Here is a 23,412-nt window from a genome sequence, read left to right on the forward strand (position 1 = left end):
TGCTATCGGGCGTCCGAAAACCTGTTGAGGGCGGTTTGCGAGAGATGCGGATCTTTGCTTTCCTGACCGCGAGCGAAAACTGTTGCGGGCTGCGCGCCTACGACATGGCGCAATAGATGAAGATCGTCACTCTGTTCTTCCCCAAGGCCTCGATCGGCACCTATCTCGTCGCCATGGCAGTGGCGATCGCACTGCCGATCTTCGCCTTCGTGGCGCTGCTTCTGCTGCAGTTGGAGGATAATCAGCGTTCGACACTCAAGCGTGAGACGACGCAGGATGCGCTCGCCCTTTCCCGCATCATCGACCGTCAGCTTCAGGATATGGCAACGACGCTACGGCTGCTGTCGAGCTCCCCGGAGCTCGAAAACGGCAACCTCGCAGCCTTCCACGAGCGTACGGAAACAGCCCTGCGCGACAATACGATGTTCGTCATCGCCGTCGACCGTACTGGCCAGCAGCTCCTGAACACGCGCCGGGCGTTCGCCACACCGCTCGAGAAGATTGCGAACATGCCTGCCCTCGAGTCGGCCATGGCCTCCGGCCGCATCGAGGCGTCCGACGTTTTCCGCGGTCGGATCAGCGGCGACTGGGTCTACAACGTCACCCTGCCGCGTGACGGCAATCCGGTCGCAGCCCTCATCATCACGCAGGACGCCAGGGATCTGGGCAAGCTCGTGACGACGGAGGGCCTTGCCCTCGGCTGGTCGGCCGCCGTCATCGACCAGAGCGGCCACGTCGTCGCCTCCACGGGCCCCACCCATCTCGAGCCCGGCACGCCCTTCGACCCGCGGATCCTGCCAGCGCTGAGGGCTTCCCGCGGTGTCTTCCAGGACGAGACGATCCTGCCGCACATGCTGCTCGGTTATGCCCAGATCCCCGGCTGGTCGTGGAAGACGGTGATCTGGGGACCGGTCGCGCAGGCTTCGATCCTCAGCACCTGGCGCTTCCTGATTATCGGCGGCATCGCGCTGGTGCTCGTCGCCGTGCTCGCCGCCTATGCCGTCGCAAGGCAGGTGCGCACCACCATCCGCGAGATCGCCGATATGGCGAACCGCATGGGCGAAGGCCACATCGTCTCGCCCGTCGAGACCAGCGTCATCGAGGCGAACCAGGTGGCGATCGCCCTTTCGAATGCCTCCTTCGATCGCAGCCAGACCGAGGACCGGCTGCGTTTCGTCATGCATGAACTCGTTCACCGCACCAAAAACCTTCTGACGCTCGCCCAGGCGATGATGCGCCAGCTCGCCAAACAGGCCGACAGCGTCGAGACCTTCCAGGCCGCCGTCGCTGATCGCCTCCAGGGGCTTGTGCGATCGATCGAGCTTCTGACCAGCGAACAATGGGGAGGCGTGTCGCTGCGGCGGGTCGTCGACATCCATCTGCAGGCCTTCCCGCAAGCAAGCGAGCAGATAGAAATCAGCGGCGATGATTTCGTGCTGAAACCGGATGCGGTGCAAAATCTCGGCCTCGCCTTGCATGAACTCGCCACCAATTCGGTGAAATACGGCGCTCTCTCCGTGCCGCAGGGCCGCGTCCGATTCCAATGGCGGGATGTCAGGGAGGAAGACAAGCCGGAGCCTCTGCTCCGTTTCACATGGGAGGAGAGCGGCGGCCCGACGGTCGTAGAGCCGTCGCGTTCCGGCTTCGGCACGACCGTTATCAAGGCTCATGCCGCCGCCGCCTTCCGCGGCACGGTAGACGTCGATTTCCGGCCCGAAGGCCTGTTATGGGTGCTGACGGCGCAACGCGCCACGCTGGAGCGGGCATAGACCCCAGGAACAATCACCATCTCCACTCGTTTCGGACAGGTCGTTCCAAAGGAGAAAGACCATGTTCAAGCAAAGGATGATCGCAGCCGCGGCGCTGGCGGCCGCAGCCTGGGCAGGCCCGGCGGGCGCGGAAAATTATGTCACGCTTGGCCGTCTCGTCTGTGGATCGGATGGCGGCCAGGGCCTGATCATCACCTCACAGAAGAATCTCATCTGCACCTATACGCCGGCGTCAGGCGGCGCCAAGGCGGTCTATGCCGGCAAGGTCGAAAAATTCGGCCTCGATGTCGGCCAGACCGGCAAGAGCGTCATGATCTGGCAGGTGCTGGCAAAGACCGGTACGGATATTCCGCAATTCGCCCTTGCCGGCGAATATTACGGGATCGGCGCCGATGCGAGCATCGGTGCGGGCGCCGGCGCCAAGGTGATCGCCGGCGGCACCAACAAGGCTTTCATGCTGCAGCCGCTGAATGTTCAGGCCCAGGAAGGGCTGAATCTCGCGATCGGCGTCGAGAAGATGACGCTCGTGCCGGGCGAGATATGATGTAAGCCGCGACGCACGGCCCACTGAATCGAACAGCCGCCCAAGGGGCGGCTGTATCTGGGTCAATCAATGCGCGATCGCCTTGTTGATATCCTCGGTCATCTTCTTGGCATCGCCGAGCAGCATCATCGTGCCGTCCTTATAGAACAGCGTATTGTCGATGCCGGCATAACCGGAGCCGAGCGAGCGCTTGACGAAGAGGCAGGTCTTGGCCCGGTCGACGTCGAGGATCGGCATGCCGTAGATCGGCGAGGTCTTGTCGTCGCGCGCAGCCGGATTGGTGACGTCATTGGCGCCGATAACATAGGCGACGTCGGCCTGGGCGAATTCCGAATTGATGTCCTCGAGCTCGAAGACTTCGTCATAGGGAACATTGGCTTCGGCGAGCAGCACGTTCATGTGGCCGGGCATGCGGCCTGCGACCGGGTGGATCGCATATTTCACCTCGACGCCGTTCTTCTTGAGATTGTCGGCGAGCTCGCGCAACGCATGCTGGGCCTGGGCGACCGCCATGCCGTAACCGGGCACGATGATGACCTTGGAGGCATTCGCCATCAGATAGGCCGCGTCCTCCGCCGAGCCGAGCTTGACGGTCCTGTCTGAGGTATCGGCCGCACCCGATGCCGTCTCGCCGCCGAAGCCACCGAGGATGACGGAGATGAAGGAACGGTTCATGCCCTTGCACATGATGTAGGAGAGGATCGCACCGGAGGAGCCGACGAGCGCGCCGGTGATGATCAGCGCCAGGTTGCCGAGCGTAAAGCCGATGCCGGCTGCGGCCCAGCCGGAATAGGAGTTCAGCATCGAGACGACGACGGGCATATCCGCCCCGCCGATCGGCACGATCAGCAGGACGCCGAGCGCCAGCGACAGCGCCACAACGGCCCAGAAGTCGAAATGGCTTTCAGTGGCGGCAAGCCCGATGATGAAGAGCACGATCAGCACCAGCAGGGTCGCATTGATCAAATGCCGATAGGGCAGCAGGATCGGCTTGCCGGACATTCGGCCGTCGAGCTTCAGGAAGGCGATGATCGAGCCGGTGAAGGTCAGCGCCCCGATCGCGACGCCAAGCGCCATCTCGATGCGCGCCTCGGTGTGGATATGGCCGATCTCACCGATGCCGAAGGAAGCAGGCGTGTAGAGCGCGGAGGCCGCGACCAGCACGGCGGCGAGGCCGACCAGCGAATGGAAGCCCGCGACGAGCTGCGGCATCGAGGTCATCGCGATGGTACGGGCGACGTAGGCACCGACGCTGCCGCCGATGGCAAGGCCGAGAATGATCAGCACGAAGCCGCCGAAGTTGGGCGTCGCCAGCACGAGCGTCGTCAGGATCGCGATCCCCATGCCGACCATGCCGTAGAGATTGCCCTTGCGACTGGTGGCCGGATGCGACAGGCCGCGCAGCGCCAGGATGAAGAGGACGCCGGAGACGAGATAAAGGAAGGCTGCGATATTGGTCATCGATCCCTCACCTGTCCTTCTTGCGGTACATCGAAAGCATCCGCTGCGTGACGAGGAAGCCGCCGAAGATATTCACCGAAACAAGCACCAGGGCAACGAAACCGAAGCCAGTCGCAAGCCCGCTGGTGGAGATACCGACCGCCAGAAGCGCGCCGACGACGATGACGGAGGAGATCGCATTGGTGACGGCCATCAGCGGCGTATGCAGCGCCGGCGTCACCGACCATACGACGTAATAGCCGACGAAGATCGACAAGACGAAGATCGCGAACTGGAAGACGAAAGGATCGATCGCTCCCCCGGTCGCCGCACTCGCCGCTTCCGGCGCCTGGGCCGCCGCCGTGATGACGGCGGTCACGGCCTGATCGAGCTGCTCCAGCGCTTTGTCCATTGCTTCACTGGCCATTAGCTGTCTCCCTTCTTCGCGCCGCCGAAGGCGGGATGAACGACGTCGCCGGCATAGGTCAGCATCGTCGCCTTGACGAGTTCGTCGTCGAGATTGACGACGACGCTCGCGCTTTCCTTGTTGACCATGGTCTCGAGGAAAGTGACGAGGTTCTTGGCGTAGAGCGCCGAGGCGCTGGCCGCGACCCTGCCCGGCATATTGGCGAACCCGATCACCCTGACGCCTTCGACATCGGCGATCTCGCCGGCGACGACGCCTTCGATATTGCCGCCGCGCTCGACTGCGAGGTCGACGGCGACCGCGCCCGGCTTCATCGAGGCGAGCATGGCGCGCGACACGAGCCGCGGCGCCGGGCGGCCGGGAATGAGGGCGGTGGTGATGACGATGTCCTGCTTGGCGATATGTTCCGCCACCAGGGCTGCCTGCTTGGCCTGATACTCGGCAGACATCTCCTTGGCGTAGCCGCCTGCCGTTTCCGCCGCCTTGAACTCCTCGTCCTCGACGGCGATGAACTTGGCGCCGAGGGAAGCGACCTGCTCCTTGGCGGCCGGGCGGACGTCGGTGGCCGAGACCGCAGCACCCAGGCGGCGCGCGGTCGCGATCGCCTGAAGACCGGCGACGCCGGCGCCCATGACGAAGACCTTGGCAGCCGGCACGGTACCTGCCGCCGTCATCATCATCGGCATGGCGCGGTCGTAGACACCAGCCGCTTCGATGACGGCCTGATAGCCGGCGAGATTGGCCTGGGACGACAGCACGTCCATCGACTGGGCGCGGGTAATGCGCGGCATCAGCTCCATGGCGAATGCCGAAAGGCCCGCACTTGCCAGAGCCGCGATCGCTTCGTCATTGCCATAAGGATCCATGACGGCGATGACGACGGCGCCGCTCTTATAACCCGAGATCTCGGATGCGCTTGGACGGCGCACCTTCAGTACCACGTCGGCGGAGGCGGCATCGGCAAAACTGCCGATCCTGGCCCCCACGGCCTCGAACTCGGCGTCCGGAATGCGCGACGGCACGCCGGCGCCGGCTTCGACGACGACGTCGAAGCCGAAACTCTTCATCTTCTTCACGGTCTCGGCGGAGGCGGAGACACGTGTCTCCCCGTCCGTGTTTTCCCTCGCAACGAAAATAATATTGCCCAACTGCCCCCTCCTCCGGGTCAGCCAGACCGCCGCAGGCTCCCCCGCGCGGGCCGAGCATCTAATTCACAAAGCTTCGGAGAAGCTTCTCCTCCCTCAGAGCGCCATGCGTCCTTTCGGACGCGCAAAGGACGCTCTGCTCCTCTGAATCTACGCGATCAGCGGAACAGGGCGATGCCCACGGCGAGAAGAACGATGAAGACGAAAAGGCCACCGAGAAGGCCGGCGCCGCCGAAGAAACCGGCGGTCATCGCAAGCAGGAGGACGACGAGAAGCATCGTGCCGTATTTCGTGCCGGCAATGAACATGTTGTAGGTCTGCTCATGTTCCTTGTAATCCATCGGCGCGCCGGTCTCGACCGGTCCGGTATGATGTTCGGCCATAAAATTCGTCTCCCTCAAATGCCTTTGCGCAGCCTGATTCCCTCGCCGAACGAGGGACATCCCTAGCTGCAGGGATTACACAATGACAGGCGAAAGCGCAATGCATGAGAATGCCGCAGCCGCCGCTTCGCAACCACCTTCTCTCGAGGCGGGGGAGAAGAAGAAATCAGAGCGGCAGATCGGTGCCGAGTTCGCCTGGCGGCACGAAACGCGCCGTCGGAATGATGGTGAGCGGCGGCAGCGTGTCGTTGGGATTGCGCGAAAACATCATGCGCTGTTCGCTGGCGCTGGAGATGAAGAAGGGATAGCGCGTCAGCAGCTTGCGCCCGACCTCGATCACATTCGTCGCCATCAATGTCACGTCAACCCCGTAACTCTCCGCCAGTCGGCCGGGCACAATGGTATCGGCATAGAAGACCCGCTTGTAGAAGGCGGCATGCGGGGGCCGGACGGACTGAATAACGCGGTCAGCCCGGAAATACGCTGCCGCAACGATGGCGGGTCTCAGCGTCAGATAGGGAACCCATGGCAGGTTGGCGGTGAGCTCCGGATCGGCCGCGAAGCGCGCCGGGTCTATCAAGGTCAGCCCGGCGTCCAAGAGTTCATCCATCGCCTCGGGAAAGGCTTCTCCGGACCGGCTGACACGATGCTCCGGCGTCACGTGGTGAATGCGGATCGTACTGATCAGTTCACCATAATAGTACAGTCCGAAGATATAGGCATGGCTGTCGAAATCGACGTCGTCCAATAGGCCTTCCGGGGCAAGGGACAGCGCGCCATGGGCCTTGTAAGCCTTGTAGCGCAGGCGCTCCACCTCCTCCATGTCTTCGCTGCTCTCGACGCGGCGATACTCCACATGATCCAGAATTTCCAAGATTTTCGTGCTGAAATCGCTACGCGTGAACAGTAACTCTGACATTCTCATGATCCGTTGTTAACGAATCATTAATCATACGCCCACGCCATTTAGGCAAGGAAATCCGGCAAATGGCGTCGGATTCAAAGTATTAAGGTTAACGCGGGTGGAGATTTCCAGCGGGAAAACCGGCCGTTGGCGGGCGCTCAGGCGACCTTGTTGCGGCGGCGCTGGACGGTGCGGCGGCCGACGCCCTGTTGCAGCAGGGTGATATTCTGAGAAGGCACCGGCGGCGAGAAAACATAGCCCTGAACGAGATCGGTGCTGCGGTGCTTGTTGAGCAGAGCGAGCTGTTCCTCGGTCTCGACGCCCTCGATGACGATCTTCAGGCCGAGTTCCCGAGCGAGATTGACCGTACCGCGCAAGAGCTTGAGGCGGCGGGTATCCTCGACGATGTTGCGCACGAAGGAGCGGTCGATCTTGACGATGTCGAGCGGCAGCGTGTCGAGATAGCTGAGGCTGGAGAAGCCGGTTCCGAAATCGTCGATGGCGATGGTGATGCCGCGGGATCTGAGCTCTGCCAGGATGGCGCGCACCGCCGCCGGCTCGTCGATCAGGCAGCTCTCGGTGACTTCAAGATGCAGCCGCGCCGCGTCGAGGCCGGAATGGGCAAGCGCGTCGGCGACTACGGACAGGATGTCGGCATTGCGCAGATCCCGCGCAGAAAGGTTGACCGAGACGGCGATATGCTCCGGCCAGGTCATGCATTCGCTGCAGGCCTTGAACAGCACGAAGCGGGTGATGTCGGAGATGATGCCCATATCCTCGGCGAGCCGGATGAAGACGTCGGGCGGGATCGAGCCCTTCTCCGGATGCACCCAGCGCGCTAAGGCCTCGGCGCATTCGATCCTTGATCCGTCAGCCCGGAACATCGGCTGGAAGACGAGATGCAGCGCCTGTGCGGCGACCGCTTCGCGCAGATCCGCCTTCAGCTTCTGCTGCTCGATATAGCGTCCGTCCATCTCGCGCTCGAAGCCTGAAATACCGCCCTTGAAGCGCGACTTGCTCTCGAACAGCGCGAGATCCGCCTTGACGCTCCATTCGTCCAGCGCAAATGCGTCGCTTTCGAGGATCGCATAACCGGCGCTGAGCGAAACGAGGAAAGTCAGCTCGTCGACCTCGTAGTTGCCCTGAATTGCGGCGTGCACTCGGCGAATCTCGAGGTCGAGCGAGGTTGGATGCTTCGCATGCGGGAAGAACAGGATGAACTGGTCTCCCATCAGGCGGCCGAGGATAGCATTGCCGGAGGCCTGCCTGATGCGGGCGGCGATCGCACAGAGCAGATGATCCCCGGTGACATGGCCGCGCATGTCGTTGACATGTTTGAACTCGTCGATATCGAGCACCATGAAGCCGAGCGGCCCGGACTTCCTCGAATGTTTGGCAAGATATTCCTGCACGAGCTGGCCGAAATATTGGCGGTTCGGCAGGCCGGTCAGCGCATCGAAGCGGACCATATGCATGATCTTCTGTTCCGCCTTCACCCGGCTCGACACATCTTCGAAGATCAGCACGGCACCGCCATCGGCCCTTCGGCTTGCGGAGAATTCGAGCGACAGGCTCTCGGGAAAATGAATGAGCGTGCGCGACAGGCTTCCCTCGGCGACCTGGGTGAGTTGGCGCAGGATGAGCTCCGGCTGCGAGGCATCCATGAAGCTGTAGCGTGCGCCATAGCGCAGCACGGCCTCGAGATCGCGGTCCTTTAGCCGCTCCGGCGCACCGATCTTCAGAAGCTCGCAGGCCTTGCGGTTGATGACCTGGACACGGTTTTCGGCATCGACCATGACGAGGCCGTGCGGCATATTGTTGAGGGCCGTATCGAAACGGTCGGCGATAATGGTGATTTCCCGGCGCGCAATGACGTTCTCGTAGAGAAACTCGCGCACGCCGTTCGCCATCGCCCGCGTTGTCAGCCAGAAAGGAATGAGGAAGATCGACAGCACGCCGCGATAGAAATCCATCGCCAGCAGGCTGCAGACGATCATCGGCAGGCAGCAGAAGAACGTCTGGAGATCGACTGCGAAGCGCGACCCGTAGTTGCGGCCGACGACGGAAACCATGGTCGCCATGGTGACGGAAATGCAGGCAAGCTCCGCAAAGGAATCGTGCACGACGAAGATGGCGTAGCCGCTGGCGAAGCCGAGAAGAGCGGTGGTGCAGGCTCCGGTGGCAACGAGAACCCTCTCCCAACGCTCGATCCCGGCGTGCGACAGGGTCTGCTTGTCGACACGATCGAACTGCCGGAAGATGGCCATGCGGACGCCGAAGACCAGAAGGAAGGCGACCGACAGCAAGATGTAGATGGAGTATTGCGTCTTGGCGGCTACGGCGAGGCATGTCGCGACATGCACGATGACGCCAACAAGCAACGTCATGCGATTCCCCGAAAGGGAGCTCACAAACGACAGATACACATCTGTAGGGACCCTGTTCGGGTTATCTGGCTTCATCCACACTTTCCCTGTGCGCGGGAATTCTAGGGCCAACCCTTTAAAAATTGATTTCAATGGAATCAAACATTTGGTCAAATTTTCTAAAACCAGAGCGTGAACCCTACATCCTACGCGAGATAATGCAGCCTACTCGCGAGATTATTGAAATAATTTATCCACGCCTGGGTTGTCCGAATATTCGGCGAACGCGCAGCCTGCGTTCTGCACCTAAGACTATGCTCCAAGGCGAGGCATTTATCCTTCCATTTTCAAAGGCCGTGGTCTACATCGATTGCAAAGAGGGAAAACTGCCGAAACACCGGCAGGATAAGAAGAAGGGGAGGCGAATGTCGGCACTTCTGGCCGCCAGCCGGCTGATTGACTCGGTCAGTCGGATCATGGGCAAACTTTCCGAATATATGGTGCTGTTTTGCTGTCTGATCAGCGCTGGAAACGCTATCGTCCGCTATGCCTTCAACTACAGTTCGAACGGCTGGCTTGAGATCCAGTGGTATCTCTTCGCCTTCGTCGTCATGCTCGGTGCTTCGCATGCACTGCGCAACAACGAGCATGTCCGCGTCGATCTGATCTACGGCGCCGTTTCCGACAAGGCGAAGATCTGGATCGACATCATCGGCCTGATTTTCTTTCTCCTTCCTGCATGTATCTATCTCACCTGGCTGTGCTGGCCCTTTTTCGCGATCTCCTATCAACAGGGCGAAATATCCGGCAATGCCGGCGGGCTGATCCGCTGGCCCGTCAAGCTCATCCTCGTCGCCGGCTTCGCATTGCTTTCCCTTCAGGGTGTGTCCGAACTGATCAAGCGGATAGCAGCACTGACCGGCACCATCCGGATCGACACGACATACGAAAAGCCGCTGCAGTAAGGCGGATGGGGAGGAACGGATTTGTTTGATTTCGGCATCATCCCGCCGGCCATGTTCCTGGGCATGGTCATCTTCATGCTCTACGGTTTTCCGGTCGCTTTCTCGCTCGCCGCCGTCGGGCTGTTCTTCGGCATCATCGGCATCGCCACGGGCCATTTCGGCGAGGTCTTTCTGCAAGCCTTGCCGCTGCGCTTCTTCGGCATTGTTTCCAACGACCTGCTGCTCGCCATCCCCTTCTTCACCTTCATGGGAGCGGTGCTGGAGCGCTGCGGCCTTGCCGAAGACCTGCTCGAAGGCACTGGCAAGCTCTTCGGCGGCATTCCCGGCGGTCTCGCCTATGCCGTCATTCTCGTCGGCGCCGTGCTTGGCGCGATCACCGGCACGGTGGCGGCCTCCGTCATCACCATGGGGGTGATCTCGCTGCCGATCATGCTGCGCTATGGTTACAGCCCGCGCCTTGCCACCGGCGTCATCGCCGCCTCGGGCACGATCACCCAGGTGATCCCGCCCTCGCTGGTGCTCGTCGTTCTTGCCGATCAGCTCGGGCGGTCGGTGGGCGACATGTATCTCGGCGCCATCGGCCCCTCGATCCTGCAGGTGACGATCTTCGTGCTCTTCATCGCGGTGATGTCGATCATCCGGCCGAAATCGATGCCGCCGCTGCCGAAGGAAGTGCGCGGCGATTTCAACCGGGCGCTGCTGGTAAGGGTGCTGATGGGCATGGTGCCCTCGATCGTGCTTATCTTCCTGGTGCTCGGCACGATCTTCATGGGCCTTGCGACGCCGACGGAGGCAGGCGCGCTCGGCGTCGTCGGTGCCATGGCGCTCGCCGCCATGAATCGCCGCCTCACCTGGCCGCTGATCCGTGAGGCGATGACATCGACCACGCATATCACCTCGATGGTGGTGATGATCCTCATAGGCTCCACCTGTTTCAGCCTGGTCTTCCAGGGGATGGACGGCTCGCGCTGGATCGAGCATATGCTCTCGGGTCTCCCCGGCGGCCCGGTCGGCTTCCTGATCTTCGTCAACATCTTCATTTTCGTACTCGCCTTCTTTCTCGATTTCTTCGAGATCGCCTTCATCGTCATCCCGATGCTCGCCCCCGTCGCCTCCAATCTCGGCATCGACCTGATCTGGTTCGGCGTCTTGATCTGCGTCAACATGCAGACGAGCTTCATGCACCCGCCCTTCGGCTTCGCGCTCTTCTACCTGCGCTCGATCGCCAGCAAGGACGTCAAGACCTCGGATATCTATATGGGCGCGCTCCCCTGGGTCGGCATGCAGCTCATTCTGGTGGCGATCGTGATCTTCTGGCCGCAATCGGTCACCTACTGGCTGGACCACGGCCCGAAAGTGGACCCGAACTCGATCAAGATCGAAGTGCCCGGCGGCCAGCTCGGCCTCCCGCCGGTGGGCGGCGGCGGCAACAACGCGCCGCAGATCCCCGGCTTGACCTTGCCGCCACTGAACGGCCTGCCAGGATCGCCGCCGGCGCCCGCCAAATAACCTGGAAAAGAAAACCCCCGGACCGAAATCCGGGGGTTTTGTCATCTGCTGGGATCAAGCGTCGACGGATGACGTCGGAGAAAAGCTTAAAGCTTTCCGGCCCGCTGCTGGATCATCATGAACGTATCGAAGGTATATTCCGAAAGCTGCATCCAGAGATAGGCGTCCCGCTTGAAGGCGGTCTGGTCGTCGTAGATCTTCTTGAAATACTGGTTCGTGCCGGAGATTTCAGTGTAGATGCCGGTCGCCGCCTGGAAGCAGGCTTCCATGATCTCCTGGCTGAACGGGCGCAACGTCGCGCCTTCGGCAACGAGCTGCTTCAGCGCCGTCGGGTTCTTCGTGTCGTATTTCGCGAGCATGTTAGTGTTGGCGAAGGCGCAAGCGTCGGTGAGCGCCGCCTGATAATGCTTCGGCAGGTTGCTCCACTTTTCGAGATTGAAGAAGGCATGCACGGTCGGGCCACCTTCCCACCAACCCGGATAGTAATAGTACTTCGCCACCTTGTGGAAGCCGAGCTTCAGGTCGTCATAGGGACCGACGAATTCGGCCGCGTCGATCGTGCCCTTTTCCAGCGCCGGATAGATATCGCCGCCGGCAATCTGCTGCGGAATGACGCCGACCTTCTCCATGACGCGGCCGGCCAGGCCGGCAATGCGCATCTTCACGCCCTTGAGGTCGTCGAGCGTATTGATTTCCTTGCGGAACCAGCCGCCCATCTGCGCGCCGGTATTGCCGGCCGGCAGCGCATACATGCCCTGTGTGGCATAGAATTCATTCATCAGCTTGTTGCCGTTGCCCTCGAAAAACCAGGCATTGGTCAGGCGGCTGTTCAAGCCGAACGGAATGGCAGTTCCGATGGCGTAGGTCGGGTCCTTGCCGACGAAATAATAGGAGGTGGTGTGCGCTGCCTCGACCGTGCCGGCGGCTACGGCATCGACGGCCTGCAGGCCGGGGACGATTTCGCCGGCGGCGAAAGGCTGGATCGTGAAATTGCCATCCGTTGCGGCGGCGACATGCTTGGCGATATCCTCAGCGCCACCATAGATCGTGTCCAGGCTCTTCGGAAAGGACGACGTCATGCGCCATGCGATCTTCGGATTCTCCTGCGCGATCGCAGGCGCTGCCAATGCCGTTGCAGCAACCGCTCCGGCGCCGGCAGTCCCCGCCTTCTTGAAAAACGAACGACGATCCATCAAAAACCTCCCGTATAGATGGCACTGCGCGGCCAATCTTCACCCCTACCCGCAGCGAGGGCAGAGCTAAGCATGGCGAAGGCCGCGATTCAAGCTTTAGTCTATTAGCCTTTGGCATCAAGACGACAATAAGACAATATCAGCGTATCTATCAAAATCAGCAGCTTAGCGGCAAATTAGGGCCGCTGCCGAGCCGTCTATGCCGCAATTTGGCCATCGGACACAGCCAAGCGTTGACTTGGCGGCAGTTCTGGCGCCAAAACGACACAGAAAGATTTAACCGGTGCAAACATGACGAAACCGATCGTTGCCATTCCTGCCGATATCCGCAGTTTCGACGGCGCGACCTGGCACGCCGTGCAGCATCAATATTTGCGTGCCGCGCTGAATGCGGCCGGCGTCATGGCCTTCATTATCCCCGCCTTCGAGCAAGGCTACGATGCGGACGCGATCCTCGATCGCGTCGACGGCCTCCTGGTTTCCGGCTCGGCCAGCAATGTGCATCCCTCGCTCTACGGCGCCGACGCAACTGAAAGGGACGGCCCCTTCGACTCCGCCCGAGACGCCACCAGCCTGCCCCTCATCCGCCGCGCCATCGACCGCGCCATCCCGATGCTCGCCATTTGCCGCGGTATTCAGGAGCTGAACGTCGCTCTCGGCGGCTCGCTCGCAACCGAGATCCAGGAGCAGCCGGGCATCTGGGACCACCGTCGCCCTGAAGGCGTCGACCGCGACGGCATGTATGCCATCCGCCAGACCGTCCACGTCAAGGAAGGCTCCTGCATCGCAGGCATTCTCGGCGCGGGCGAAATCCGCGTGAATTCCCTGCATCGCCAGGCGATCGCCAGAACCGCACCGCGCCTGCAGGTGGAAGCCATCGCCGAAGACGGCACGGTAGAGGCGGTCTCCGTCATCGACGCCAAGGCCTTTGCCGTCGGAGTGCAATGGCATCCGGAATATTGGGCCGAAACCGATAAGCCTTCGAACAAGCTGTTTGCCGCTTTCGGCGACGCCGTGCGCAGTCACGCCGCTGGAAAACTGCAGATAGTCCCGGCACAGGCGATCGCCTGACGGCACGCGTCGGCAGGCCGGCAGGCCCTGTTATCAGTGGTGATCGTCGTCCTCGTCGTCATGCTCGTGCTTGAGCCATGCGCAGAGTTCGGCCGGCAGCAGTTTCTGATAGGCGTCGTCGCTGCCGACAAATTCCCCAAGATCCTTGACCCTGACGAAGCCGACATTTGGAAATTGCTCGGCCGCTTCGCGCAGGAAGTCGAAACGTTCATCGCCGATGCCGACCATAACGTAGTAGATTTGGGATTCGGCATGTTCAGCCTTCTCCAGCAACTCCCAAGCTGCATCCCGGTCAGCATTCTCGCCGTCCGTGAGGAAATAGTTGATCGCGGGAACGCCGGAACGCGTCTCCTCGCCGAACCGGTCACGCCGCATGCCGAAGATCATGCCGAGCAGGCCGCCGGCGTTCTGTTCCTCCATCAAACCATATGCCATCAGGTTCGAGCGGATGACCGGACCGTAGTCGGTGCCGCCCCAGAGCACGCCGTCAAGAGCCGGGTTAGTGATGATTTCGCGCTCGACATAATCTTCATAGTTTTTCGCTGTCGCCGGGATGATCGAGGCCATTGCGTTTCCGTTGGAAAAGACCCAGGTGTCGATGCGCCCGTCATCGTCGAAATAAAGAGCGACAGGAAGAATACGCTCGATCGCCGCCTGGACCGCTCCGGATTTAAAAAGGCCGTTCATCGAGCCCGAGACATCGATATTGATACCAACCTGCGCAGGAATGCGCTCGTGAATGCCCTGTTTCTGAAGGACGAAGCCGACGCGGCGAACTTCTTCCTCGGGCTTGTGCAGCTTGAATGTCGTCAAAGTCATCCCTCCGGTCTGAGTTTTGCAAGAATGCGTGTGTGAATGTCGCGAAGCAGTGATCTGGCGCTTACCTGAGCTGGCGGTTGTGGGGTTCGGGCCGCTGTCAGCGCCGCCGAGTAGGCCGCATGCCAGGCCGGCAGCTCCTCATTCAGCAGGCCTTCCGCGGCGTGTCCCAATGCGTCGACGTGCCGTGCCATCCCGGCAACGGTGCGCATGCTCATTTCGATCGTCGCCTTCGTGGCCGAGAGGCTGGCGACCCTCGTCTCGATCGCATCGGCTTGCGAGGCGTAATGCGCCTGCCGCTCGCGATCGGCAAGCTGGACGCCGCCGGCATAATCGACCAGGAAACGCCCCGCCAGGATATGGGCACAAAGATCACGATCGAGCGCCGCGTAGGCTTTGCCGACCGCACGAAGCCGCTTGGCGACCGCGACGATGTCAGGCGCAAGCGCATCGAGTTCTCTCGCCGAGGCCTGTATCCCGGGATAGAGCTGAAAAAAGAGAGTGTCGGGATCGCGCGGCGCCGCCAGCGCCTTGATCGCGTTCAGGACGCCGCCGCGCACGGCAAATACACGGTCCGGATCAAGATCGCCAAGGCGCTGGAGCAACTCGGCGCCAAGCTGTCTCCCCCTCGCCAACGTCTCGCTATCGGCAAGGGCGAGTTCTCTTTCGGCAAGCTTGCCATGCTCGGTCTGCAGGCGCGCGCCGAAGCGCACGACATCGTCGAAATAATGGTCGTCGAGATTGGTCCCATCGATGATGCGCAGCGCCGCCGTCGCAACCGGCATATCGGCACCGGCGTCGATCCTCAGGAGCGCCTCCGCGCTGCAGGGAATCCGCTGGCGAATTTCTCCCGCAGCAAGAACCCGCGGCTTGTCACCCTTGGGTGTCGGCGGGCGTGGCGAACCGAACAGGACTTTCGGCTCGATGGACTGTCGGGGGTGATCGGCAACATCAGGCGAGGCGCTTTCCGGAAAAAGCACCTTCGGCGACTGGCCCGGTTGCCTTTCCGGCGGTCCGTCTGCCTTGCCGTTCATCAAATGAACTTTCTGTTCAGCCGAAATAGGCGTTGATGACGTCGCCGAGTCCGGCGTTCGAACCCGCGCCGACGGCGTGGAATCTCCAGGATCCGTCCGGCTGCTTCAGGAAGGACGCCACCTGTATCGTCGTCTTGCCGGCAAACTCGGCCGTCAGCTGATAACGGCAAAGCTCGTCGTCCATCGCATCGCAGACCTCGATATAGGCGTTCTTGACCTTGCCGAAGTCCTGTTTCTTGCGCTCCGCGTCATGGATTGTCGCCCAGACTGCCAGCTCCGAAATCTCCTTCGGCAGCTTTGCCAGCACGATCTTGAACTCCTCGCGGAACCCTTCGTCATGATGACCGCCGCCGTGATGGTCATCATCATCGTCCTCGTCAGGTTCCGACTTTTTGATCAGGCCGCCGCGCCCGGTGCGGTCGTCGCGTTCGTGCCACATCGAGCCGTCGTCGGTCTGAAAGGAACCGTCGGCATTCTTGGTGAGCGACCCTTCCGGATTGCCGGAGCTGCGCACGAAAGCATAGCAGAGTGCATGCGAACCTTCATTGTAGAGCCGCGCCCGGTTCGCATCGCCGCCGGGGTGGACAAGCGCAAAACAATGCACATCAAGGTCGAAGGCCGGCCCCGAACCCTCGGGCGGATCCCAGACAAGTCCTGAATGGACGAGCTGGATCTCCTTCTGGATCTGGAATGATTGACCCTTGTTGAGCTTGAACGTTGCCATGCGCTGTCTTTCTCCTGCAATCTTCAGATCGGGCGATCGGTCACGATTTGCCGTGCTTGTTCGAGTTTGGCGCGGGCGGCGGCATAACGCTCTTTGTTCCGTTCGCCTTCGGCAACCACCTTGTCGGCGATAGCTCGTAGCCGCTGGGCGGTGCCGAGCACCAGTTCGGCATCGGCAAGCCGGGTCTCGCCGGAGGCCTTGACCGAATTGACCGAGACATCCTCAAGCACCTGCAATCCATATTGCTGGAGCGATGCGCGCAGTTCGCGCCGCATGGCGTTCATCTGATGGATCGACTGCATCTGGAAAAGCGCATGCAGCCGGATCAGGATCGATTTGATGTCGTTGAACTCGGCATTCGCCGACGTGACCGTATCCGCAAGGGTCGCGAGCGCGGCACCTCGGGCAATTCCGATTGAATCGAGATCGGCCGGCGCCTTGGCATAGGCGGTTTCGAGAACCAGCACCCGGTTCTGGAAGATGTCGAGTTTCTGCGAGAAGTCGCGGGCTTCCTGTACCTTGAGCGGATCGCCGGAGGCCGCCTCCTTCGTCAGCCGATCGAGCTCGCGGCCGGCATCGGCAAGGATGCGTCGGCCGGCCTCGACGAAAACGCCGAGAGACACGATCGTATCGCGATATCCCTGCGCCAGTGTGCTCATACGCGATACTTCGAGAATGAGCTTGCCGCTCTCCTCCTCGATCTGAGCCTCCATTGGCTTGACCAGATCGCCGAGAGACTTGGCCTTGCTCTGCAGCATGCCGCGAACCTCGTCCGTTACCGTCTTGAGTCGCCTGGCCGGGTCGCCAAGGCCGACGGCCATCAGCAGGCGCTCGAAGAAGCTCCCCTTCAGCTTCTCGCGAATGCTCGCTTCGAGCCCTTTGAGATCGGCATCATTAATGCCGTCCCGGATCGTCCGGAACAATTCGAACAGCACCGGCGACTGCGCATTGGTGATTTGCGAGAGGATGGCGTCGAGCTTGGCGCCGAAGCCGCCGATGGCTTCCTGGCCGAAGGTGATGAGACCATGCGGCTCCACCGTTGCCAGCCTGTACCGCTCCGCCAGATCGGTGGCCTCACCGACTTTCTCCGGGGGAAGAATGACCGTCACGACGGCGGGAAGGCTGCCGGTCGAAAGCGCCGGAATCAGACCCCGGCCGGTCTCGAGGGTCGTCGTATTCGATGCGCTCGGCTCGGACATGCCGCCAGTCCCCCTTTTGGCTGCCCCATGGATACGGCATCAGCCGCACGGAAGGGTTGCGAACCCGGTTGTAAAAAATCGACGCGAATGTAACCGAAGGTATCGCGCCCGGCAACATATCGCCCAAGAATAACAGTCGATTGACGGAGCCGCCTGGATATCGAAGATCTGAGCTGCCTCTGATGAATCAACTTCTGTGCGATGCGCCTAAGCTTTTTGCGGCGTCTCCGGCACCGGCGTCAGCGCCGCCCCGCTCTCGAACCAGGATATGAGATTGTCTGCGACGAGATCGGCCATGGCATTGCGCGTCGGCACGGATGCGGAAGCCACATGCGGCAGCAGCACGGCATTCTCGGGCGCAAGCAAGCCGGCCGGAACGGTCGGCTCTTCGTAGAAAACGTCAAGGCCGGCCGCTCCAAGGGCGCCCGATGCAAGGGCAGCGCTCAACGCCTCCTCGTCCACGGTCCAGCCACGGCCGACATTGACGAGAATGCCGTCCGGGCCGAGAGCGGCGAGGATATCGGCATTGATCGTCTTGTGCGTCTGCGGCGTCTTCGGAACGATGGCGATCAGCGTATCCACCGCTTCCGCCAGCTCTTTCAGCGTCGGGTGATAATCGTAGGGCGCATCGGCATTGCGCGAGCGCGTGTGATAGCTGATCTTCACCTTGAAAGGCTCCAGCCGCTTGGCGATTTCGAGCCCGATGCGGCCGAGGCCGTAGAGCCCGATATGGCGGCCCTTGAGCGAGTAGCGCGACAGCGGATAGGCAGCACCCGGCTTCCAGTTGCCCGCGCGCAGCCAGGCTTCGGCCCGCGGCAATTCGCGGATCGTGTTCAAGAGTAGGCCGATCGCGGTATCGGCGACCTCGTCGTTCAGAACATCGGGCGTATTGGTGACAACGATGCCCTTTTCGGCGGCACGCTTCACATCCATGCCGTCGTAGCCGACGCCGAAACTGGCGATCACCTCGGCATTAGGCAACTGGTCCATCCAGGCGCCGGAGAAGGTGCCGGAGACGGCGACGCCGCGAATGCGGCCGGCGGTTTCGCCGTCCAACGCAAGCCTTTCCTCGCGCGCGACGGCGATGATCTCAAAACGATCCTTCAGCCTTTCGAGAACACGGTCGTGTATCTTCCCAGGAACGAGAATGGCGATGCGGGACATGGCTTTTCCTCTTGGGTGGCGGTCTGGTTCAGGCGCGCGGCCGATGGGGACTGGTGGACTGGCGAATGCGCATTTCCGGCTTGATGAGATGCATTCCGTCTGGCTCGTGGCTGCCGGCGAGGCGGTCGAGGAGCGCCCGGGCGGCGAGGCGCCCGACCTCGGTCTGGCCGTTCCACACCGTCGTCAACGCCGGCGTGGCGATCGAAGCTTCCTCGAGATCGTCATAACCGGTGACGGAAATATCGCGCCCCGGCACCAGGCCGGCGCGCGCGATGCCGTTCATCAGGCCGATCGCAACGAGATCGTTCCAGCAGACAGCCGCCGTCGGCTTCTGCGGCAGCGAGAGGAAATGCACCGCCGCCTCGAAACCGCCCTGCTTCGAGCGCGGGCCAGGAATGCGCAAGTTCGGATCGACCTCGATACCGGCCTTGCGCAGCGCGTTGACATAACCCTGGTAGCGGTCGCGGCCGGTGGACGTCTGATCCGTGCCGCCGATCATGGCGATCGAGCGGTGGCCGAGGCCGATCAGGTGGTTGGTGGCGAGCGAAATGCCGTAGCTGTCGTCGCCGCGATAGGTCGGCAGGTCCTGCCCTTCCATCGAACGGGCGACGAGGATGGCCGGCATGCCGTTTTCTTCCGCCAGCTGCACGTCCTCAGGCGGCGTGCCGATCGCCGGCGACATGATGACACCATCGCCGCCAAGCTGCAGCAGCGTCTCGATGAAGGTGCGCTGCTTTTCGACATTGTCGTAATGGTTGGAAAGGATGAAGGTGTGACGGCTGCGATCGAGTTCGCTTTCGATCGCCTTCAGGATCTCCCCGTAGAAGGGGTTCATGATGTCGTGCACGACGACGCCGATGATGCCGGAACGGGAGGTGCGAAGGCTGGCGGCGCGGCGATTGTAGATATAGCCGAGTGCGCGCGCCTGTTCCTTGATCTTCTCCCGCGTATTGCCGGCGACGAGCGGACTGTCGCGTAAGGCAAGCGATACGGTCGCCGTTGAAATGCCGAGCGTTTCGGCGATCGTCGAAAGCTTGATCTTCTGGACCACGTGTCCTCCTCCAGGCAGCACGCAAGACAGCAAGGCCCCACCGGCAAACCGGCGCGGCCCCTTAAAATGTTTAATTAAAAGATTTAACCGCCGGAAGCAATTTGTCTCTCGAGGGAAATTTCACTCTTCGTCCGGTTCTTCGATATGAAGGGCTTCGGCCTGCAGATTGCCGTCGATGGCCTTCAGCAGGCGGACGAGGTTGCGGATTTCCTTTTCGGAGAATTCCAGCGTCGCCAGCCTGTCGCAGGCCGAAGCCGCCATTTCGATCGCCTGCACGCTGCCGCGGCCGAGTTCGGTGAGATAGACCTTGGTGAGACGCGCGTCCTCGGCATCGGGCTTGCGCTCGAGGAAGCCCTGCGCCTCCATGCGGCCGATCGTGCGCGTCATCGTCGGCGCCTTGACGCCGAGCTTCTGGGCAAGGCCGCCGGCCGTCATGCCGTCGCTCTCTGCAAGCGAGAGAATGACGCCGTCCTGGCCGGCATAGAGCCCGCTTTCGAGCAGGTTGCGCGAGAGCACCGTGCGCATGGAACGAGCCGCCTGGGTCAGCGCCGGAGAAAGATCGACGAGCGTATACTCGGTCTGGTCCTTCTTTTTGGACTTGTTCTTTTTGCCGTCCTTATGCTTCTTGCCCATAGCCATCCCTTTGATCTTTAAGCCCCAGCGCCACTGCGATATGACATTGCCCAGGATCTCGTCATAAACAAGAGGCAACCACCGGATGATGACGCCTTCGCTCCGCTTCGAAGATAGCGATCCCGCTTTTGCCCATGACGAACGCCGCCCGATCGCCGTGCTGCCGCTCGGCGCCCATGAGCAGCACGGCCCTCACCTGCCCTTCGAAACCGACACCCTGATCGCCGAAGGCATCGTCGGGCGCTTGAAGATGGCACTGCGCGCCGGCCTGCCGGTCACCTTCCTGCCCGCCGAATCGGTCGGCTATTCCATAGAGCACATGGATGTTGAAGGAACGAAGACGCTCGCCTTCGACGAAGCGGTCAACCGCTGGCTCGGCATTGCCGAAGGGTTGGCGACGCAGGGAATCCGCAAATTCGTGATGCTGAATGCCCATGGCGGCAATTCGCCTCTCATGACTATCGTCGCGACCGAGGCAAGGGTCCGCTTTGCCATGCTGGCAGTGGCGACGAGCTGGACCCGTTTCGGCCTTCCCGATGGCGTGGTGGCGCCGGAGGAAAAGGCGATCGGCATCCATGGCGGGGATATCGAGACCTCGGTGATGCTGGCGCTGCATCCCGACAGGGTCGACATGACGAAAGCGCAGGATTTTCCCTCGCGGCAGACGGAGTTCGCCGCTCGCTTCACACATCTGCGCGCCTACGGGCCGCATGCCTTCGGCTGGAAGATGTCGGATCTCGGTGCGCAGGGGGTGGCAGGCAATGCCGCGGCGGCGACGGCTGAAAAGGGTGAGGCGCTGATTGCGCATGCGGTGAAAGGGTTGCTGGAACTGCTGGAAGATGTCGACGCCTTCGACGTTACGCAGCTTCGCTGATACGGCCATGGGCGCCGACCAGGCGACGTGATCTTATAACATATAAAACCCTTTGAACTGCCGTGCCCATGCCATTATATGAGACCAACCGCTGAAGCAGCCGATCCAAGCGGGTCGGCCGCACGCCTAATCCTAGAGGTTCTCATGACCGACGCGATCTCCACCCAGAAGCCTATTCCCGTCACCGTGCTCACCGGCTATCTCGGCGCCGGCAAGACGACGCTGCTCAACCGCATCCTCTCCGAAAACCACGGCAAGAAATATGCGGTCATCGTCAACGAGTTCGGCGAAATTGGCATCGATAACGACCTGATCGTCGAGTCCGACGAGGAAATCTACGAAATGAACAACGGCTGCGTCTGTTGCACGGTGCGCGGCGACCTGATCCGTGTCGTCGAAGGCCTGATGCGCCGCCCCGGCCGGTTCGACGGCATCATCGTCGAAACGACGGGCCTTGCCGATCCCGTCCCGGTCGCCCAGACCTTCTTCATGGACGACGACGTGCGCGCCAAGACCGAGCTCGACGCCGTCATCGCCCTCGTCGACGCCAAGCACCTGCCGCTGCGCCTGAAGGACAGCCGCGAGGCCGAAGACCAGATCGCTTTCGCCGACGTCGTGGTCATCAACAAGAGCGATCTCGTCACCCCGGAAGAACTTGATGTCATCGAAGACATCGTCCGCGCCATCAATCCGGCCGCTCGCGTCTACAAGACCAGCCGCTCCGGCGTCGACCTTGCCCGTGTGCTCGATCAGGGCGCCTTCAACCTGGAGCGCGCGCTCGAAAACGATCCGCATTTCCTGGAACACGGCCATGACGACCACGTCTGCGGCCCGGATTGCGATCACGACCATCATCATGATCACGATCATCATCACCACGGCGCGATGTCGGCGATCCACGATGTGACGGTGCAATCGGTATCGCTGCGCGGCGGCGAAATGAACGCCGAGCGTTTCTTCCCCTGGGTCCAGAAGATCACCCAGGTGCAGGGACCCAACATTCTTCGCCTCAAGGGCATCGTCGCCTTCAAGGACGATCCTGAGCGCTATGTCGTCCAGGGCGTGCACATGATCATCGAGGGTGACCACCAGCGTCCGTGGAAGGACGGCGAGAAGCATGAAAGCCGTCTCGTCTTCATCGGCCGTGATCTCGACCGTGAAAAGCTAGAAGCCTCCTTCAAGGCCTGCGAGGCAGCCGCCTGATGCCGACAGTTGCACCGCTTGATCTCGACGGCCACGTTCTGGCCGTCGAATTTTTAGGTGATGTTCCCTTCTTCGCGAACGCGGCCGGCACGTTTCACCGGCTGGACGGCGGCGAGAGGGTTTCAGAAGCCCATCAGGGCATGCTCACCGCAATCCGCGATCCCTATAGCGAGAGCCTGATCTCAGGTGGCGAGGACGGCAAGGTCCTGCGCATCGCGGCCGACGGGAGCGTCAGCGAGCTTGCCGTCGCCCCACGCAAGTGGATTTCACAGGTCGCGGCCGGCCCGCAGGGCGCCATTGCCTACTCCTACGGCAAGAGTTCGCTCGTGCGCCTCGCCGACGGCACGACCAAGGAATTTCCCGAGGAGCGCACGGTCGAAGGTATTGCCTTCGCACCGAAGGGGCTGCGCATTGCGGCCGCACGTTATAACGGGGTGTCGCTGCACTGGGTCGGCATGAGCGCCAAACCGGTCGATCTCGAATGGAAGGGCGCGCATACCGGCGTCACCTTCTCGCCTGACGGCAATTTCCTCGTCACCTCGATGCAGGAAAACGCCCTGCATGGCTGGAAGCTCGACAGCAAGCCGGGCGCAGAAGCCCGCCACATGCGCATGACCGGCTATCCCGCCAAGGTGAAGTCCCTCTCCTGGTCCGTCAAGGGAAAATGGCTCGCCTCCTCGGGTGCGCCTGCGGCAATCGTCTGGCCTTTTCAGGGCAAGGACGGGCCGATGGGCAAGGCGCCGCTGGAACTCGGCACCCGCGCCAACATCATGGCGACCTCGGTGAGATTCCATCCGCTGGAGGATATCCTCGCCATCGGCTTCGTCGACGGCATGATCCTGGCCGTGCGCATTACCGACAGCAAGGAGGCGCTGCTACGCCGGCCCGGCAAGGGTGCAATCACGGCGATGAGTTGGAGTGGGAACGGCAAACTGCTCGCCTTCGCCTCCGAAGCCGGCGATTGCGGCGTCATCGACATCTCGGCTTGAGGCCGCGTT

The 23,412-nt window shown here is 61.7% G+C and carries 22 protein-coding genes; 8 read left to right on the forward strand and 14 right to left on the reverse strand.

What is annotated here, in order from left to right; genetic code table 11:
• Window positions 1–116 precede the first annotated feature (116 nt).
• Both NE852_RS19040 and NE852_RS19045 read left to right on the forward strand, forming a co-directional pair.
• Window positions 117–1,769: a sensor histidine kinase gene (locus NE852_RS19040; RefSeq protein WP_008533310.1), complete on the forward strand. Its 1,653-nt coding sequence runs from the start codon at window positions 117–119 to the stop codon at window positions 1,767–1,769.
• Between the two features lie 61 nt (window positions 1,770–1,830).
• Complete coding sequence (locus tag NE852_RS19045) at window positions 1,831–2,313, forward strand: DUF992 domain-containing protein (RefSeq protein WP_008533311.1); 483 nt, start codon at window positions 1,831–1,833, stop codon at window positions 2,311–2,313.
• Between the two features lie 66 nt (window positions 2,314–2,379).
• Here NE852_RS19045 and NE852_RS19050 read toward each other — a convergent pair whose 3' ends face one another.
• From NE852_RS19050 to NE852_RS19075, 6 genes are all read right to left on the reverse strand, one after another.
• Window positions 2,380–3,774, reverse strand: a complete 1,395-nt coding sequence (locus tag NE852_RS19050) for an NAD(P)(+) transhydrogenase (Re/Si-specific) subunit beta (RefSeq protein WP_258155945.1) — start codon at window positions 3,772–3,774, stop codon at window positions 2,380–2,382.
• Window positions 3,775–3,781: 7 nt separating this feature from the next.
• Window positions 3,782–4,180, reverse strand: a complete 399-nt coding sequence (locus tag NE852_RS19055; protein WP_008533313.1) for a proton-translocating transhydrogenase family protein — start codon at window positions 4,178–4,180, stop codon at window positions 3,782–3,784.
• Window positions 4,180–5,328, reverse strand: a complete 1,149-nt coding sequence (locus NE852_RS19060; RefSeq protein WP_008533314.1) for a Re/Si-specific NAD(P)(+) transhydrogenase subunit alpha — start codon at window positions 5,326–5,328, stop codon at window positions 4,180–4,182. Before NE852_RS19060 ends, NE852_RS19055 begins: the two co-directional genes overlap by 1 nt.
• A gap of 155 nt (window positions 5,329–5,483) precedes the next feature.
• Window positions 5,484–5,708: an aa3-type cytochrome c oxidase subunit IV gene (locus NE852_RS19065; protein ID WP_008533316.1), complete on the reverse strand. Its 225-nt coding sequence runs from the start codon at window positions 5,706–5,708 to the stop codon at window positions 5,484–5,486.
• Window positions 5,709–5,874: 166 nt separating this feature from the next.
• A complete protein-coding gene (locus tag NE852_RS19070) occupies window positions 5,875–6,627 on the reverse strand; it encodes a hypothetical protein (RefSeq protein ID WP_008533317.1) in 753 nt (250 codons plus the stop codon).
• A gap of 143 nt (window positions 6,628–6,770) precedes the next feature.
• Window positions 6,771–9,074, reverse strand: a complete 2,304-nt coding sequence (locus NE852_RS19075; protein WP_037174504.1) for a bifunctional diguanylate cyclase/phosphodiesterase — start codon at window positions 9,072–9,074, stop codon at window positions 6,771–6,773.
• 329 nt (window positions 9,075–9,403) lie between these two features.
• Here NE852_RS19075 and NE852_RS19080 point away from each other — a divergent pair, with 329 nt between their 5' ends.
• Window positions 9,404–9,943: a TRAP transporter small permease subunit gene (locus tag NE852_RS19080; RefSeq protein WP_258155946.1), complete on the forward strand. Its 540-nt coding sequence runs from the start codon at window positions 9,404–9,406 to the stop codon at window positions 9,941–9,943.
• Window positions 9,944–9,964: 21 nt separating this feature from the next.
• Complete coding sequence (locus tag NE852_RS19085) at window positions 9,965–11,452, forward strand: TRAP transporter large permease subunit (RefSeq protein ID WP_008533323.1); 1,488 nt, start codon at window positions 9,965–9,967, stop codon at window positions 11,450–11,452.
• An 86-nt stretch (window positions 11,453–11,538) separates the two neighbouring features.
• On the opposite strand, the gene NE852_RS19090 is transcribed toward NE852_RS19085, so the two are convergent.
• The gene (locus tag NE852_RS19090) at window positions 11,539–12,645 is read right to left on the reverse strand and encodes a TRAP transporter substrate-binding protein (protein ID WP_008533324.1); all 1,107 of its coding nucleotides are present in this window, start codon (window positions 12,643–12,645) and stop codon (window positions 11,539–11,541) included.
• Between the two features lie 291 nt (window positions 12,646–12,936).
• Here NE852_RS19090 and NE852_RS19095 point away from each other — a divergent pair, with 291 nt between their 5' ends.
• Entirely contained in the window at window positions 12,937–13,716 is a 780-nt protein-coding gene (locus NE852_RS19095) for a gamma-glutamyl-gamma-aminobutyrate hydrolase family protein (RefSeq protein WP_008533325.1), read from the forward strand.
• Between the two features lie 33 nt (window positions 13,717–13,749).
• Here NE852_RS19095 and NE852_RS19100 read toward each other — a convergent pair whose 3' ends face one another.
• The 7 genes from NE852_RS19100 to NE852_RS19130 all read right to left on the reverse strand — a co-directional run bounded on the left by NE852_RS19100 (window position 13,750) and on the right by NE852_RS19130 (window position 20,337).
• Window positions 13,750–14,535, reverse strand: a complete 786-nt coding sequence (locus NE852_RS19100; RefSeq protein ID WP_008533326.1) for a VWA domain-containing protein — start codon at window positions 14,533–14,535, stop codon at window positions 13,750–13,752.
• Entirely contained in the window at window positions 14,532–15,566 is a 1,035-nt protein-coding gene (locus NE852_RS19105) for a hypothetical protein (RefSeq protein WP_008533328.1), read from the reverse strand. The genes NE852_RS19100 and NE852_RS19105 overlap by 4 nt, the downstream gene beginning before the upstream one ends.
• A 16-nt stretch (window positions 15,567–15,582) precedes the next feature.
• Window positions 15,583–16,290 (reverse strand): TerD family protein, encoded by a 708-nt coding sequence (locus tag NE852_RS19110; protein ID WP_008533330.1) that lies wholly within the window; start codon window positions 16,288–16,290, stop codon window positions 15,583–15,585.
• 23 nt (window positions 16,291–16,313) lie between these two features.
• Window positions 16,314–17,489: a hypothetical protein gene (locus NE852_RS19115; RefSeq protein ID WP_008533331.1), complete on the reverse strand. Its 1,176-nt coding sequence runs from the start codon at window positions 17,487–17,489 to the stop codon at window positions 16,314–16,316.
• Window positions 17,490–17,696: 207 nt separating this feature from the next.
• Complete coding sequence (locus NE852_RS19120) at window positions 17,697–18,653, reverse strand: 2-hydroxyacid dehydrogenase (protein WP_008533332.1); 957 nt, start codon at window positions 18,651–18,653, stop codon at window positions 17,697–17,699.
• 28 nt (window positions 18,654–18,681) lie between these two features.
• Window positions 18,682–19,704: a LacI family DNA-binding transcriptional regulator gene (locus tag NE852_RS19125; protein WP_003590238.1), complete on the reverse strand. Its 1,023-nt coding sequence runs from the start codon at window positions 19,702–19,704 to the stop codon at window positions 18,682–18,684.
• Between the two features lie 120 nt (window positions 19,705–19,824).
• Entirely contained in the window at window positions 19,825–20,337 is a 513-nt protein-coding gene (locus NE852_RS19130; RefSeq protein ID WP_008533333.1) for a MarR family winged helix-turn-helix transcriptional regulator, read from the reverse strand.
• Window positions 20,338–20,422: 85 nt separating this feature from the next.
• Here NE852_RS19130 and NE852_RS19135 point away from each other — a divergent pair, with 85 nt between their 5' ends.
• The 3 genes from NE852_RS19135 (at window position 20,423) to NE852_RS19145 (ending at window position 23,403) form a co-directional block, all read left to right on the forward strand.
• The gene (locus NE852_RS19135; RefSeq protein WP_008533334.1) at window positions 20,423–21,211 is read left to right on the forward strand and encodes a creatininase family protein; all 789 of its coding nucleotides are present in this window, start codon (window positions 20,423–20,425) and stop codon (window positions 21,209–21,211) included.
• Window positions 21,212–21,355: 144 nt separating this feature from the next.
• Window positions 21,356–22,414, forward strand: coding sequence for a GTP-binding protein (locus NE852_RS19140; RefSeq protein WP_008533336.1), 1,059 nt, complete (start codon window positions 21,356–21,358; stop codon window positions 22,412–22,414).
• Window positions 22,414–23,403, forward strand: a complete 990-nt coding sequence (locus tag NE852_RS19145; RefSeq protein WP_008533337.1) for a WD40 repeat domain-containing protein — start codon at window positions 22,414–22,416, stop codon at window positions 23,401–23,403. Before NE852_RS19140 ends, NE852_RS19145 begins: the two co-directional genes overlap by 1 nt.
• Window positions 23,404–23,412 lie beyond the last annotated feature (9 nt).

Source organism: Rhizobium sp. Pop5, from assembly GCF_024721175.1.
Classification (GTDB): Bacteria; Pseudomonadota; Alphaproteobacteria; order Rhizobiales; family Rhizobiaceae; genus Rhizobium.